Annotated in this window: 12 protein-coding genes; 6 read left to right on the forward strand and 6 right to left on the reverse strand. The window is 60.6% G+C overall.

Annotated features, from left to right (window positions below):
- Window positions 1-146: 146 nt before the first annotated feature.
- Entirely contained in the window at window positions 147-458 is a 312-nt protein-coding gene (locus GSM73_RS18825) for a hypothetical protein (RefSeq protein ID WP_160893502.1), read from the forward strand.
- 129 nt (window positions 459-587) lie between these two features.
- On the opposite strand, the gene GSM73_RS18830 is transcribed toward GSM73_RS18825, so the two are convergent.
- A complete protein-coding gene (locus GSM73_RS18830) occupies window positions 588-959 on the reverse strand; it encodes a PH domain-containing protein (protein ID WP_047229441.1) in 372 nt (123 codons plus the stop codon).
- Between the two features lie 449 nt (window positions 960-1408).
- Here GSM73_RS18830 and GSM73_RS18835 point away from each other — a divergent pair, with 449 nt between their 5' ends.
- The 5 genes from GSM73_RS18835 to GSM73_RS18855 all read left to right on the forward strand — a co-directional run bounded on the left by GSM73_RS18835 (window position 1409) and on the right by GSM73_RS18855 (window position 7542).
- On the forward strand, window positions 1409-2404 hold the full coding sequence (locus GSM73_RS18835; RefSeq protein ID WP_047229440.1) for a TRAP transporter substrate-binding protein: 996 nt from the start codon (window positions 1409-1411) through the stop codon (window positions 2402-2404).
- A 66-nt stretch (window positions 2405-2470) separates the two neighbouring features.
- A complete protein-coding gene (locus GSM73_RS18840; RefSeq protein WP_107322914.1) occupies window positions 2471-3103 on the forward strand; it encodes a TRAP transporter small permease in 633 nt (210 codons plus the stop codon).
- Window positions 3100-4383 carry a C4-dicarboxylate TRAP transporter large permease protein DctM gene (dctM, locus tag GSM73_RS18845; RefSeq protein ID WP_047229438.1) on the forward strand — a complete coding sequence of 428 codons (1284 nt, stop codon included), beginning with the start codon at window positions 3100-3102 and terminating at the stop codon, window positions 4381-4383. Before GSM73_RS18840 ends, dctM begins: the two co-directional genes overlap by 4 nt.
- 108 nt (window positions 4384-4491) lie before the next feature.
- Window positions 4492-5487: a TRAP transporter substrate-binding protein gene (locus GSM73_RS18850; protein ID WP_160893504.1), complete on the forward strand. Its 996-nt coding sequence runs from the start codon at window positions 4492-4494 to the stop codon at window positions 5485-5487.
- A gap of 147 nt (window positions 5488-5634) precedes the next feature.
- Complete coding sequence (locus GSM73_RS18855; protein ID WP_160893506.1) at window positions 5635-7542, forward strand: alkaline phosphatase D family protein; 1908 nt, start codon at window positions 5635-5637, stop codon at window positions 7540-7542.
- 147 nt (window positions 7543-7689) lie between these two features.
- Here the strand turns inward: GSM73_RS18855 and GSM73_RS18860 are convergent, their stop codons facing one another.
- The 5 genes from GSM73_RS18860 to GSM73_RS18880 form a co-directional block, all read right to left on the reverse strand.
- A complete protein-coding gene (locus GSM73_RS18860; RefSeq protein WP_047229435.1) occupies window positions 7690-8190 on the reverse strand; it encodes a methylated-DNA--[protein]-cysteine S-methyltransferase in 501 nt (166 codons plus the stop codon).
- Window positions 8191-8237: 47 nt separating this feature from the next.
- Entirely contained in the window at window positions 8238-10967 is a 2730-nt protein-coding gene (locus GSM73_RS18865; protein ID WP_160893508.1) for a LuxR C-terminal-related transcriptional regulator, read from the reverse strand.
- 326 nt (window positions 10968-11293) lie between these two features.
- Window positions 11294-12658: a DUF1329 domain-containing protein gene (locus GSM73_RS18870; RefSeq protein ID WP_047229433.1), complete on the reverse strand. Its 1365-nt coding sequence runs from the start codon at window positions 12656-12658 to the stop codon at window positions 11294-11296.
- 25 nt (window positions 12659-12683) lie between these two features.
- Entirely contained in the window at window positions 12684-14549 is a 1866-nt protein-coding gene (locus tag GSM73_RS18875) for a DUF1302 domain-containing protein (protein ID WP_047229432.1), read from the reverse strand.
- Between the two features lie 335 nt (window positions 14550-14884).
- The coding region (locus tag GSM73_RS18880) for a long-chain-fatty-acid--CoA ligase (protein WP_256676973.1) at window positions 14885-16109 on the reverse strand (1225 nt) is incomplete at its 5' end.

The raw sequence follows: 16109 nt of genomic DNA on the forward strand, positions 1-16109 counted from the left end.
CCAATACAAAATCCGTATTCACTTACTTCCATCAGGTCTTGGCTACTGTCAGATATGACAGTGGTCCTCACTGCGGCTCACTTCTAACCTGATCCAGCCTCGCAAGTACGCGAAGCCAATCTTCGATGACCCGCAAGGAGTTCATGATGAACACAAGATACTGTGCCACTAAACCGACCCTGCTGGCTCTTTCCCTATTATTGAGCGGCATGACTTTTCAAGCTTTCGCGGCAGGACGCGAGCCTTGCAGCGCGGACAAGGTCGCGCAAGCCAAGGAGTTGAAACCAGGGGGGATGGGTGAAACGGCTCTGTCCGAAGAAGAGTACGTATCGCAACTGAACCTGGAAGCGGTCAGGGTCACCGGAGTCGTCATGACCAAGGACTTGAGAAATGATCGTCTCACTGTGGTTACCGACAACTCCAGCAGCAAAATAGTGACCGACATGTACTGCAAATGAACGGTCCCAAAGAACTCGCCACATGCCCCTCATTGAAGTGGCATGTGGCTGTCCCTGCGCTTGAACGCTCAACGTAACAGGCGCCACTTCACCCCCTGAGTTTTCGTATTCACTCAGGGTCCGCTGACATCAGGCCAAAAGATGCCTGGAGATCAGCTTCGATATTTCGACGATGCCTGTCTTGCCGGTGAATTCGAACTTCACCTTGCCCAGGGATGAAAAGTAAATCTCCAGTTCCGAATCCAGGTCGAAGGTGCCGGAGGTTTCTACCGAGTAGGCCACGATGTTTTTATAAGGCAGAGAAGTGAAGTCTTTTTTGCTGCCGGTGATGCCTTGCACGTTCACCGCGATGATGCGTTTGTTGGTGAAGACTACGCCGTCGCGCATGGACTTATAGGCGTCGATGACCTGTTCGCCATCCAGCAGCAGGGCTGTTACGCGTTCGGCATACTCATCGTTCTGCTTGAGCTTGAAGAAGCCTTTGTTGTTGAAATCGATCATCGGTAAATCCTTGTGGGGTTGAAAAGCGTTCCAGGCTTCCTGGGCCCATATCGAGACGGGCGCGGGGATTCTGGCGCAGCCAGGAGTAACATCACAAGGCCATGACCGAGCATTTCGCCGTCTCACCAGGCTAAATCCCCCGACACCCGATGCGTGGCCAGCGAACAGGCCAGTAGCCATTATTTCGCTTTTATGGTTTCCTGACCCCCGTTACGGTTGCAGGCTGAAACCTTTCGCCCTGTTTCGGTCCCGATGGTTGTCGTCCCAGCCCTGGAAGGCTCTAACGCACCCTTTTGAGGCGTTAGCCAATACTCGCGATTTTTCCCGCACTGACCGTCACAATCCCCCGGCAAACTGTTTTTCTGCCTAGACTTGCAACTGTCCCGCCGTGCGCTGCGTTTTGAATGAGCCCGCACGATAAATACAAAAACAAAAGAGGAAACCCCACAATGTTCAAACCTATCTGGAAAGCGCTCGCCTGTACGCTGGCACTCAGTGCGTTGAGCACGGCCATGGCGGCGGATCCTGTCGTCATCAAGTTCTCCCACGTAGTAGCCGAACAAACGCCCAAGGGCCAGGGCGCACTGATGTTCAAGAAGCTCGTGGAAGAGCGTCTGCCAGGCAAAGTGAAGGTCGAGGTGTACCCCAACTCCTCGCTGTTCGGCGATGGCAAGGAAATGGAAGCCCTGCTGCTGGGCGACGTGCAGATGATTGCGCCGTCGCTGGCCAAGTTCGAGCACTACACCAAGTCCGTGCAGTTGTTCGACCTGCCGTTTCTGTTCGATGACATCTCCGCCGTGGACCGCTTCCAGTTGAGCCCTGAAGGCCAGAAGCTGCTCAAGTCCATGGAAAGCAAGAACATCACCGGCCTGGCCTATTGGCACAACGGCATGAAGCAGTTGTCGGCGAACAAGCCACTGCGTGAACCCAAGGATGCCCGTGGCCTGAAGTTCCGCGTGCAGGCCTCGGCCGTGCTGGAAGAGCAGTTCAAGGCGGTGAACGCCAACCCGCGCAAAATGAGTTTCGCCGAGGTCTACCAAGGCCTGCAGACTGGCGTGGTCAACGGTGCGGAAAACCCGTACTCGAACATCTACAGCCAGAAAATGCATGAAGTACAGAAGTACATCACCGAGTCCAACCACGGTGTACTCGACTACATGCTGATCACCAACACCAAGTTCTGGAACGGCCTGCAACCTGACATCCGTACCGAACTGGACAAGATTCTGGTTGAAGTCACCACCCACGTGAACAACGAGGCGGCGCAACTGAACCAGAAAGACAAGCAGCGCATCCTGGACGCCAAGACCACCGAAATCATCACCCTCACGCCTGAAGAGCGCGGCGAGTGGCGCGACAAGATGAAGCCGGTGTGGAAGAAGTTTGAAGGTGACATCGGTGCTGATCTGATCAAAGCCGCCGAAGCCTCCAACAAGGCTCAGTAATGGGTTGGCCGGTGCTGCCGCCCTGGCAGCGCCGGCCGGTCGTCCCCCCTGCAGGAGATGTCATCCATGAACGCCCTTCGGCGCATCTGGGAACACTTCGAGGAAGGTTTCATTGCCTTTCTTCTGGCCGCCATGACGCTGGTTACTTTCGTCTATGTGGTGCTCAACAACCTCTACACCGTTTTTTACAGCCTCGGTGACAACTGGCCAGCCGCCAGCGAGCCGGCGTTCGCCATTGGTGACGGCATCATGGGCATGGCCCAGGCGATGACCTGGAGCAGCTCGCTGACCAAGGCCCTGTTTGGCTGGCTGATCTTTTTCGGCTTGTCCTACGGCGTGCGCACGGCCGGGCATATCGGCGTGGATGCGCTGGTGAAACTGGCGAGCAAACCGGTACAACGCTTTATCGGCGTGATCGCTTGCCTGTGCTGCCTGACTTACGCCGGGCTGCTGGCCGTCGCCAGTTACGAGTGGATCAATACCCTGATGATCGCGCAGATCGGCGCAGAGGACCTGGGCCACTTCGGCATCATGCAATGGCACATCGGCCTGATCGTGCCGGTGGGTTTTGCGTTGGTGTTTATCCGTTTCGCGGAAATCCTCGTGCGCATCCTGATGAATCGTCAGACCGGCTTGGGCCTGGCCGATGAAGCGGCCGAAGCCATCAAATTGACTGAACACGAGGAAGACAAGCCATGACCATTGCCTTCCTGTTCGTGGCGCTGTTCGTGCTGATGTTTATCGGCGTGCCCATCGCCATTTCGTTGGGGCTGGCCGGTTCGCTGACCATCATTTTCTTCAGCCCGGACTCAGTGCGCTCCCTGGCGATCAAGCTGTTCGAAACCTCTGAGCACTACACACTGCTGGCGATTCCGTTCTTCCTGCTGGCCGGTGCGTTCATGACCACCGGTGGCGTGGCGCGACGCCTGATCGACTTTGCCAACGCCTGCGTCGGGCATATCCGTGGCGGTCTGGCGATTGCGGCGGTACTGGCGTGCATGCTGTTTGCCGCGTTGTCGGGTTCAAGCCCTGCGACGGTGGCGGCGGTCGGTTCCATCGCCATTGCCGGTATGGTGCGCTCGGGTTATCCACAGGCGTTCGGCGCCGGCATCGTCTGCAACGCCGGCACCTTGGGCATCCTGATTCCGCCGTCGATCGTGATGGTGGTGTACGCCGCCGCGACCGAAACCTCGGTGGGCAAGCTGTTCATGGCCGGGGTGATCCCGGGCCTGCTGCTGGGTTTATCGTTGATGGTGGCGATCTATATCGTCGCTGTGAAGAAAAACCTGCCGGCCCTGCCTCGGGCAACGTTGCGCGAATGGCTGTCCACGGCGCGCAAGGCCCTCTGGGGTCTGCTGCTGATGGTGATCATCCTCGGCGGGATCTATTCCGGGATGTTCACACCCACCGAAGCGGCTGCGGTGGCGGCGGTGTATTCGGCCTTCATCGCACTGTTCGTCTACAAGGACCTCACGTTCCGTGAGACGCCCAAAGTGCTGCTCGAATCGGCCAAGCTGAGCATCATGCTGATGTTCATCATTGCCAACGCCATGCTCTTCGCCCATGTGCTGACCACCGAGCAACTGCCGCAGCAAATCACCGCTTGGGTGATCGATGCCGGGCTGACGCCGGTGACCTTCCTGCTGGTGGTGAACATCGTGCTGTTGATTGCCGGTGCGTTCATGGAGCCTTCGGCGATCATCCTGATCCTGGCGCCGATCCTGTTCCCTATCGCCATGCAACTGGGCATCGACCCAATCCACCTGGGCATCATCATGGTGGTGAACCTGGAGATCGGCCTGATCACGCCTCCGGTGGGGCTGAACCTGTTCGTCACCTCGGCGGTGACCGGCATGTCGCTGCCCGCCACCATCCGCGCAGCTATGCCATGGCTGATGATCCTGCTGGCGTTCCTGATGCTGATTACCTATGTGCCATGGATCTCGCTGGCCTTGCCGAACTGGTTGGGGATGAGCTAGCCCCGACTCAAGACAGGCGCAGCGGCGAGGGCATTTGTTCCCTCGCCACTGCGCTGTCGGGCTAAGCCTGCGTGTCGCACCGTCGACCAATAAAAGGGAAGCCTCACCATGCTAAAACCTCTTTGCAAAGCGCTCGTCTGTACCTTGAGTTTCAGCCTGCTGGGCTCAGCCATGGCGGCTGAACCGATCGTGATCAAATTTTCCCATGTCGTGGCCGAGCAAACGCCCAAGGGCCAGGGCGCGTTGATGTTCAAGAAACTGGCGGATGAACGATTGCCAGGCCGGGTGAAGGTCGAGGTGTATCCCAACTCCACGTTGTTTGGCGATGACAAGGAGATGGAAGCGCTGCTGCTGGGTGACGTGCAGATCATTGCGCGCTCGCTGGCCAAGTTCGATCAGTACACCCGATCCGTGCAGTTGTTCGACTTGCCGTTTCTGTTCAACGACATTGCCGCGGTGGACCGCTTCCAGCAGAGCCCGGAAGGCCAGAAACTGCTCAAGTCCATGGAAAGCAAGAACGTCACTGGCCTGGCCTATTGGCACAACGGCATGAAGCAGTTGTCGGCCAACAAACCACTGCGTGTACCCGAGGATGCCCGTGGCTTGAAGTTCCGGGTGCAGAGTTCGGCCGTGCTGGAAGAACAATTCAAGGCCGTGAGCGCCATCCCCCAACCGATGATTTTCTCTGTGGTATACCAGGGCCTGCGCACCGGTTTGGTCAACGGCACGGAGAACACCTACTCAAACTTCTACAACCAGAAACAGCATCAAGTGCAGAAGTACATCACCGAATCCAACCACGGCATTCTCGACTACATGCTGATCGCCTCGTCCGACTTCTGGAACGGCCTGCCGCCGGATATCCGCACCGAACTGGACAAGATCGTGGTCGAGGCCACCGCCTATGCAAACAGTGAGGCGGACCGACTGAACCAGCAGGACAAGCAGTTCATCCTCGACGCCGGGACCACCGAGATCATCAGCCTCACCCCCCAGCAGCGCAACGCCTGGCGCGAGAAGATGAAACCGGTGTGGGCCAAGTTTGAAAAAGAGATTGGGCCGGATTTGATTAAAGCCGCTGAAGCTTCCAATCAGGCGCAGTGAGGCAGCAAAGCCCAGTGCAGCCTGTGGCGAGGGAGCAAGCTCCCTCGCCACAAGAGCTGGAGCACGCCGCCTTTTCACCGAGTCCCAGTTCTCCAGCGCATTGCGTTATGATCCCCGCCTCCATCGGAGCCAGAGCTTTACCTGCGAATGTTGCCGTCCTCATCTGACATCTCCCCTGCCCTGCCCCCTGTCCTGGTCGGCCCGCTGCTGCGGCGACTGGAGCCCACACGGCTGGTGATGTGGCTGGTGGGTACACGCCCCCTCACGTTGACGCTGCGTGTGGCCGGTGTGGGCGATCTCACCCTGGATGCCCCGCGCTGCACCGTAGTGCCGGTGGGGCAGCAGGCTTTTGTGCACCTGATCGATGTACGACTCGACACCGCCCTGCCCCAGGACGTGGTGATTGACTACGACCTGCTGGTGGACGGCGCGCCCATTGCCGAATGGGCGCCCCATCTGTTGTATGGCCAGGCGCAGTGCCCGAACTTCGTCCTGCATTCGCGTATCGATCAACTGGTCCATGGTTCCTGCCGCAAACCCCACTATCCGACCCACGACGGCTTGCTCTGCGTCGACCGGCTGTTGGCACAAGCCCCACAGCAGCGTCCGGCGTTGTTGATGATGAGCGGCGATCAGGTCTATGCCGATGACGTCGCCGGGCCCATGCTGCGGGCGATTCATGCGTTGATCGAGCGGCTGGGGCTGTTCGAGGAATGCCTGGACGGCGCGGTGGTTGAAGACAGCGCCAAGCTCTATGAACACCCGGCCAGCTACTACCACCGCGCCGATTTATTACCGGCGCTGGAAAGCAATGAAACCCTACGCGAGCGTTTTTTCGGCGGGGCCCGCAAGCCGATATTCACCAGCAGCAGCGCCGACAATCATCTGGTGACCTTCGCTGAAGTGATGGCGATGTATTTGCTGGTGTGGTCACCCGTGCCGTGGACCCTGATCGACCCGCAACCGCCGGAACTGACCGCCGAGCGGCGCCAGCGCTATGCGCTGGAACAGCAGCGCATCGAGGGTTTCAAGACCGGTCTTGGGGGCGCGGCGCGGGTGTTTGCACACCTGTCGTGCCTGATGATTTTCGACGATCACGACATCACCGATGACTGGAATCTATCCGCGCAGTGGGAAGAAACGGCCTACGGCCACCCGTTCTCCAAGCGCATCATCGGCAACGCGTTGATCGCCTACATGCTCTGCCAGGGCTGGGGCAACAACCCGGACGCGTTTGATGAGGTGATCCAGCAAACCCTGGCCCTGAGCGACACCGCCCGGGACCGTTACCTGGACAGCGGCCCACAGGACAAACTGATCGACACGCTGCTGGGTTTCCAGCAATGGCACTACGTGTTGCCGACCACCCCGGCCCTGGTGGTGCTCGACACCCGCACCCGCCGCTGGCGCAGCGAGCGCAACCTCAAGCAGCCTTCGGGACTGCTCGATTGGGAAGCCCTGAGCGAACTTCAGCAGGAACTGCTGGATCATCCCTCGGCGATTATCGTTTCACCGGCGCCGATCTTCGGTGTGAAGCTGATCGAAACCGTGCAACGGGTGTTCAGTTGGTGCGGTTATCCGCTGCTGGTGGACGCGGAAAACTGGATGGCCCATCGCGGCGCGGCGCAAGTAATCCTGAACATTTTCCGGCACTCGCGCACGCCCGGTAATTACGTGGTGCTGTCCGGGGATGTGCATTATTCCTTCGTCTATGAGGTGCTGATCCCACACCGTAAGGGCGGCCCGCGCATCTGGCAGATCACCAGCAGCGGCATCAAGAATGAGTTCCCGCCGGCGCTGCTGGAATGGTTCGATCGTCTGAACCGTTGGCTCTACTCTCCCCGCTCGCCCCTGAACTGGTTCACCAAGCGTCGCAGCATGCGCATCATTCCTCACACCCCCGAACACGCCGAGGCGGGAGAGCGGTTGTGGAACTCGGCGGGGATCGGGCAGGTGTTCTTCAATGAACAGGGGCAGCCGACGCAGATATTCCAGCACAACGCCAACGGCCAACCGCCGACGCGCATGCTGGCGCCGCAAGAGCCTTCGGCCTGAACCGAGTGAGTCCTGTGTGGGAGCGAGCCTGCTCGCGATAGCGCAGGCCCATCCAACATCCTTGCAAGCTGACCTTCCGCTATCGCGAGCAGGCTCGCTCCCACAAGGGATTTGCAGTGTTATGGGTTTGCGGCCAAATGAAATAACTCAAAACACCAACTGCAGCGTCTGCTGACCTTCCAGGCTCAGCAGGAACTGTTTGGCCGCAAGGCCGCCCGCAAAGCCGGTAAGGCTGCCGGAGGTGCCGATGACGCGGTGGCAGGGGGCGATGATGGAGATGGGGTTGCGGCCGTTGGCGGCGCCTACCGCCCGCACCGCCGTGGGCTGGCCGATCTGGATGGCGATGTCGCGGTAGCTGCGGGTTTCACCGAACGGAATGGTCAGCAGCGCCTGCCAGACCCGGACTTGGAAGTCGGTGCCGGCAAAGTCCAGCGCCAGGTCGAAACGGCGGCGCTGGCCGGCGAAATACTCCATGAGCTGGTGCTCGGTTTCCTTGAGGACCGGATGCTGGCTGTCCTCTTCCAAAGGCCCCAGGCGCACGCGGTTGAGACGCTCGTTTTCCCAGAGGATGGCCGCCAGTTTTGTATCCCGGGCGACGAGGATCAGTTGGCCCACGGGGGATGGGATGGTTTTGTACAGGGGTAACATCAAGCATTCCTTATCGCTGGCCAACTGCTTGGCACAAGTAACCAGTCCTAGCCCAACAACCCCAGCACCTTCGCCCGCGCCACGGCCTGGGTGCGGCGCTCCACGCCGAGTTTGCTGTTGATGTGGCTGGCGTGGGTCTTGACCGTGTGCAGTGAGATGAACAACTGCTCGCTGATTTCCTGGTTCGAACAGCCCTGGGCAATCAATTGCAGCACCGCCCGCTCGCGACTGCTGAGGGTTTCGACGGGGGCCGGTGAATCGGCAGCCACCGTCGACGGCAAGCGCTCAAGCAGGTTCTGGCGCAAGGGGCTGGGGGGGGCGCGCAACAATTGCTCGCGCAGCCACTCCCGATGTTCGCCCAGCAACCATTCGAACGGCTGCAGCACCCCGCCAGCGGCGGCTTCGAGGGCTTGGGCCAGGGTACTGCGGGCTTCGGGTTCGCGGCCGACGCTCAGCAGCAAGGCGACCTTCTGGTTGAGCGCCATCACACTGAGCATCTGCCGGCCGGTTTGCTGGCCGTGTTCAAGCAAGGCATTGAGCCGTCCTTCGGCCAACATGGGCTGGCCGCGGATGGACTCCAGCACTGCCTGTTGCAGTTCGACGTGCAGCGGCAGTTGCGGGTGGAATTCCGGCGGCGCGGCGGCCCGCTCACCGGTGTAGGTCTGCCCCAGCCGCGCCAGCCAGGCTTCGGCTAGGTCCGTACGGCCCTGGGCCAGCCAGAGTTCGCATTTGACCAGGGTGATCATCGCCAGGTAATAAATCGGCGGAACGTCCCAGATATGCATCAGGCGCTCGGCTTCGGCCAGTTCGGCAAAGGCCCGGGCGAATTCACGAGCGTGGCCTTCAACCCGCGCGATCACGCAGTGGCCGATCAACACGCTGATGTCGCGACACGCCCGCGCTTCGGTAAGACCGGCCTGCAACCGCGCCAAGCCGGCCTGGGGCTGCATGCGCAAGGTCAGCAGGAACCCCTCGTACAGAATCAATCGCGCCCGCACGGCATACAGCCGTTGCGGCGAGAGTGCGTGCAGGCGTTGCAGGCCCTGGCGCACTTCATCGAGCGCCCGCAGGATCTCCCCTCGCGCTTGCAACACCCGGGCGCGGTCGTAATGGGCCAGGGCCTCGAACAACGGGTTACCGACGCGCTGCGCCAGCTCCAGGGAGTCACGGTTCAAGGCCCGGGCGCGCCACAGGTCACCGTCGGCAATCGCCAGGTTCGACAGCGTGGACAGGCACATCAGACGTTGGCCATAGCGCTTTTGCGGCAGGCTCTCCAGGGCTTCGGTGCAGTAACGCACAGTGGCCTCGCGGTCCCCACGGCCACGGGCAATGATTCCGCTCAGGGCCAGCCATTGGGCAAGCATGGATTTTTGCGCAGTGGCCGAAGGCGCCGGCAGGAACCGGCTCAGGTGGGCGGCCAGTTCTTCAGCGGCGTCCAACTGGCAGGCCAGCCCCAGCGCCCAGCTGTACAGCACGATCAAGCGCGGCGTGCTGATGAGCAGGCTGTCGGGCAAGTCCATTTTCCAGCGCAGCAACATGCCGACGTTCTGCTCGGCCAGCAATTGCTCCTCCGAGAGGTTCTGCACCAGGTTCGCCGCCACATCCAGGTGCCCGGCCCGCAGCGCCTGTTCCACGGCCTCGTCGATCAGGCCCTGGGCATTGAACCAGCGGCAGGCCCGCAGGTGCAGGGTCGCAGCCGGTACCATGGCCGGCGCACTGGGACGGCTGCGCAGCAAATCGGAAAACAGATGGTGGTAACGGTACCAGTGGCCATGCTCGTCCAGCGGCACCAGGAACACCTGGTGCGCCGCCAGATACTCCAGGATTTCGGCGCTGTCATGGGCTTCGCGCACGGCATCACACAGTTCGCTGCAGAAACGTTCCTGGGACGCGGTGTCGTAGAGAAACGCCTGCACTTCGGCGGGCAGACAGTCGATGACTTCCTCAAGCAGGTAATCGCGAATCAGCCCTTCGCCGCCATGCAGAGCCTGGGGCATCCGCCCCTCAGTCCCGGCCTCGGAAGCGGCCAGCAACCAGAAACGCAGCCCGGCCACCCAGCCTTCGCTGCGCTGGATCAGACTCTCCAGGGCTTCGCCGCGCAACGAACTGCTGTGGTGCTGCAGCAGGGTCTGGGCTTCTTCATGGGTCAGGCGCAAGTCCTGCTCGTTCAGTTCGAGCAATTGGCGTGACAGACGCAGGCGCGCCAGATGCCAGTCCGGGCGCTGCCGACTGGTGACCAGCACCAGCAAACCTTCGGGCAGGTGATTAAGGAAAAATTGCAGGCAACGGTCCAGCACCGGGCTTTGGGCCAGGTGGTAGTCGTCGAGCACCAGCAGCAAGGGTGTATCCGGCGACAGATGCGCGGACAGTTCATCCAGCAGGCCGTCGAGCCATTCTTCGAAAGCGAAAGGTTGGTGGCGCTGGCGCATTTTCAGCAGCCCCAACGCCCGACCTCCCAACTGCGGGAAGAACGCCTGGAGCCCTTCGAGCAGCCGTTCCAGAAAGCGTCCCGGGTCGTTGTCCCGGGCACTGAGCCCCAGCCAGAGGCTTTGCCAATAGGCCGGCAGGCTCTGGCAGAACTCCACCGCCAGTGAGCTTTTGCCGAACCCCGCCGGTGCGCTCACCAACAGCAACCGACCTCCAAGCCCCGCACTCAAGCGCTCGCACAACCGCGGCCGCACGACATGGCCGTCAGGCAAGGGCGGGCGGTAGAAGCGCCCGTCCTGGACCGCGACGGCGGTGCGGGCAGAACCCGGGAGTGAAGACAGATCAGTCATGGCCGGCTCTTGTTGAAATGCGGGTGGCGGCGTTGCAGATGTCCGCAGACTAGCGGTAAACGAGGAGGTATTGAAGGGAGTTGCTACAAATGGCTACAAAAAGGCTACAAGCCGACCGATTCGAAAAACTCAGGCAGCCACCGCTCTTGTGGCGAGGGAGTTTTGATCATTCCCACGCAGGAGCGAGGTAACGCTAGAGCTTTTTGGGGCTGCTTCGCAGCCCAGCGGGGATAAATCCCCTAGCCACAGGGGGTTTGTGTTGGGCAAAAAAACGCCCCGAACCAGTCGGGGCGTTTTTTCGAGGATGCGGCCTCGGGTGAAGCTGTTTAGCGGATACCCTCCTGGCGCAATGCGTTGGGAGTGAACTCGGCGGTGCTGGCGGTGAAGCCGAAGTCGTAGGCCGATTTCTCTTCGTTCTTCATGCCCAGCGCCAGATAGCGGCCGGACTGCAGGTCGTAGAGGGTTTCCAGGGCGTACCACGGCACTTGCTTGTCGTAGTAGTTCTCGGCATGGGCCTCGGCAACGCGCCACAGTTGGCCACGACCGTCGTAATGGTCGATCACCGCGGCTTGCCAGGTGTCTTCGTCGATGTAGAAGTCACGCTTGGCGTAGATGTGGCGTTGGCCTTCCTTCAGGGTCGCGGTCACATGCCAGACCCGACGCAGCTCGTAGCGAGCCAGGTCCTGGTTGATATGGCCGGCCTTGATGATGTCGGCGTACTTGAGCTGAGGCGAATCGATCTTGTAGCTGTTGGAGGCGATGTACAGTTCTTTCTTGCCCACCAGCTTCCAGTCGTAGCGATCCGGCGCACCGTTGTACATGTCCAGGTTGTCGGAGGTACGCAGGCCGTCGGCAGCGGTGCCCGGGCCGTCATAGGAGACCTGTGGCGCACGGCGCACACGGCGCTGGCCGGCGTTGTAGACCCACGCAGAACGCGGTTCCTTCACCTGGTCGAGGGTTTCGTGCACCAGCAGTACACCACCGGCCAGACGCGCCGGCGCGGTGACTTGCTGCTTGAAGTAGAACAGGATGTTGCCAGGGTTGGCCGGATCGAAATCCTTCATCTTGTCGCGGAACACGAACTGGTCCCTGAAGTACACCAGGCTGTAGGAGCCGTTGGGCTGCGGCGTGGCCTGGGTCACCAGGCGGGTCACGCTGCCGCCGCGATAGCGAGTGATGTGGTTCCAGATCACTTCCACACCGCTCTGGGGAATCGGGAACGGCACAGCCGTCTCGAAGTTCTCCAGACCGTTACCGCCGGACACCAGCTTGGTGTTCACCGCGTTTTTCTTGATGGAGGCATACACGTCATCCGGCACGGTGGCGCCGCGATGGGATGGGTAGACCGGCATCTTGAAGGATTCCGGGTAACGCTTGAACATCGCGTACTGGCCCGGCGCGAGCTTGTCTTTGTACTGGTCGACGTTCTGCGCAGTGATGGTGAACAGCGGCTTTTCACTGGCGTACGGGTCGGAAAGGAAACCCTTGCTGTCCACGCTGCCGGCGTTCTTGGCCATGGGTTTCCAGGCCGGGATCGAACCGTCGGCATTGCCGGCCATTTCGGCGCCCATCGGCGTCAGGCTTTTGCCCAGTTTGTCGGCTTCGGCGGCAGGCACAGCCGCCATGACGCTGGCGGCCAGCAGGGATAGCCCCAAAACACCGACCTGCAACAGACTCTTTGTTATTTTCATAGTGTGTCGTCCTGAAATACTGTGCTTAGAAGGTCACGCCGACGCTGAGCGCCAGGAAATCGCGATCGTCCACGGTGCTGAAGTCGCCACCAAAGAAGTTGGTGTAGGCCAGGCTCGCGTTGTAGGTGTTCTGATACTCGGCATCCAGTCCGAGGCTGACGGCTTTGCGGCCTTCTTCAAAGTTGGCGCCCGGGCCTGGCGAGTAGCCTTTGACGTCATGGGACCAGGCCACGTTGGGCTTGAGGTTCACACCGGCGAACACGTCCGGGTATTCCCAGATGGCGCGGGCACGGTAGCCCCAGGAAGTGGAGGTGGTGAAGCCGTCGTTGTTGCAGTTGCTGTTCACATCGGCACTGGTCTGGCCACCACCGGCCGCAGTCGAGCCATTGAGCAGGTTACAGAAACCGTTGGGCAGTTCGCCCGGACCAAACACCGGGTCACGGCCGTAACGAGCGTCGGACCTGCTTTCCAGGCCGCCCACGTAGGTCACGCCGACTTCACCCACCAGGGTCAGACGGCTAGCGCCCATGACCTGATCCAGGAAGTGGGTGAACGTGGTCTGGAACTGAGTGATTTCCTTACGGTTATAGCCATGCAGGTCCTGACCCGGCGAGCCAGGGAGGATCGAAGCATTGCCAAGACCGGGAAGCGGGGTCACACCGGCGAAAAGAATGTCCGTGGTGCTCAGTTGCACCGGGGCGTTCGGACGATAGCTCAGTTCACCGCTCCACGCCGTACCGGTAGGCAAGGTGGTGGAGAAACTCAAACCGTAGAGACGGATATCTTCAGGGTACTCGATGAAATAGTTCGAGTTACCCGCCACCAGCAGAGGCGACAGCGCGGCGAACGCAGGCGGCAGTCCTGCTGCCAGGTCAAAGACGGACTGTGGAGCACCGGTGGCACTGAAAATCGGCGCACGGCTGTGGTAGTTCATGAAGTAGGCACCAAACTCGGTGTCCAGCGGCTCGAACATGTACTTGAACGACACGCCCCACTGGCCACTGTCGCGAGCATCACGATCCGGACCGCGACGCACCAGCACGCCTTCTTCGTTGACGTTGACGCCAAGCGCCTCCGCTGGGCCCAAGGCGGCCGCCGGGAGCGTGGAGCGTTTGTTCAGCACTCGCAGGTTGTCGGTGCAACCATCGGCAACCACGTCCGGCTGCGAGAAGAACGTACCGCAGTTGTCCACCACGGTCTGGTCCCACTCCAACTGGTAGAACGCCTCGGCCGACAGGTTGTCGGTCAGGCTCTGGGACACATAGAACATGTTGACCGGAATCAGGCCTTCCTTGACCTCGGCACCAGGACGACGGAACGCCGACACGTCGACCGGGTTGATCGAGTTGATCCCGCCCTGGATGAAGGTACTTTCACCCCAGCTGACCACCTGTTTACCCAGGCGAACCGAACCCGGCTGATCGCCAATGGCGTAGTTGTGGTAGATGAAGGCATCGAGGATCTGCCCGCCGGAAGACTGGGCGCCTTCCTTGCGGTTAGTGTCGCTGATGTCCTTGTACAGGCGATGTTCGTCCTTGAGTTCGAAGTCGTACCAGTACTTGCCGCGCACAAACACGCCGGTATCGCCGTACTTGAGTTCCAGGTCGTGGATACCCTTGAAGATCTTCGAAAAGGTTTCCCCGCGCTTGAAGTTCAGGTGACCGTCGTCGGAGGTCTGGGACAGGCCCTTGCCGCCGTTGTTGACGCCGATCAGGTCCCTGTTGGCCTTGGCCGTGGACCAGCTTGCGCCGACCGACAGGGACGAGTCGAACTGGCCCTCGATTTCACCGATGTTGAAACTGACGCCGAATGCTGGCCCGGCGAGCGAAGAGGCGAGACTGACCGCCAGAGGCAGTTTTGCCCGGCGCCAGAACGTGTTTGCTGAGGTCATCGACGCTACTCCATGTGCTTTTATTTTTATGGCAGTCAGTATTTTCCAAGAACACTTTCAACGGCTGGGAATGGCAACGTTCCTCCCCGTTCAAAGTCGCATCGCCCGTTTAGTGCGTGCGCCCCGTTCTTGAAAATCCTTAAACGGACTATAGCCAGCAGGTAGTACGGCTTGATCCCTCTAAAGTGTGATTTGCAGCCCGCGACCACTCTGGAACAGTCCTTTCGCCAGGCCGACAGATGTCGGCACGGCAAGGATGGCTGAAATTTTCGGTTTGACAAGGCAAGCGCTTGCTTGGTGGGGCTGCCGTGCCCTTTCTGGCACGGCAAAAACGTTTAAAGCGTCGACAGGAAGGTGCTGTTATTGCTCTGCCATTCGGTGACGTCGATGCGGATACGCTTCTTGTCGAGCTTGCCGACGCTGGTCTTGGGAATTTCCGTAACAAGGGCGATCTGGCTCGGGATCGCCCACTTGCTCAGGTGCCCCAATTCGACGAACGGCTTGAGATGTTCCTTGAGCTCGCGAGCCCCGATCTGATGCCCTTCGCGGATGACCAGCAAGGCAAATGGGCGCTCGCCCCACTGCGGATCGGGAATCCCCACCACTGCTACTTCGCGTACCGCCACGTGACGGCTGATGAGGTCTTCCAGGTCCAGGGACGAGATCCATTCACCGCCAGTCTTGATCACGTCCTTGATGCGGTCGCGAATATCGATCACGCCCATGCTGTCCAGCGTGGCGACATCGCCGGTGTGCAGCCAGCCGCCGGCCCAGAGCTCGGCGCCCTTCTGCGGCTCGTTGAAATAACCCTCGGTGAGCCACGGTGCGCGCAGCACCAGCTCGCCCTGGGTCTCGCCGTCAGCGGGCAGGAAATGCCCCTCGGCGTCGACAATCGCCGCTTCCACCAATGGCCCTGGTACGCCGGCCTTGATCCGGTAGGTGATGCGTTCGTCTTCGCTGCCGGCCATCAATTCGTCGTTGAGGTGGGCGCAGGACACCAGCGGGCCGGTTTCCGACATGCCATAGGCGGCGGTGAGCTGGATGCCCCTGGCCTTGGCCGCTTCATACAGGCTGCGGTTCAGGGCGCTGCCGCCGATGACGATTTTCCAGCCAGCGAAATCGGTGTCCTGGGCGCCCTTGGCATTGAGGACCATTTGCAGAATGGTCGGCACGCAGTGGGAAAAGGTGACTTTCTCCTTGCGCCACAACTGGACCAGGAATTCGGGGTCATAACGGCCGGGGTAGACCTGCTTGAGCCCGAGCATGGTCGCCACGTACGGCAGGCCCCAGGCATGGACATGGAACATCGGCGTAATCGGCATGTACACGTCGTTGGTGCCCAGCAACCGCACACTGTCGATGGCGCCCATGATGGTCGACACGCCCATGGTGTGCAGCACCAGTTGCCGATGGGTGAAATACACGCCCTTGGGGTTGCCGGTGGTGCCGGTGGTATAGAACGTGGTGGCGACCGAGTTTTCGTCGAAGTCCTGGAAATCGTAGGCGGGGCTGGCGGCGGCGAGCAGTTGTTCGTATTCGCCCACCAGGTTCGGCAGGTCG

It is taken from the genome of Pseudomonas sp. PICF6, from assembly GCF_009831705.1.
GTDB lineage: Bacteria > Pseudomonadota > Gammaproteobacteria > Pseudomonadales > Pseudomonadaceae > Aquipseudomonas > Aquipseudomonas rhizophila.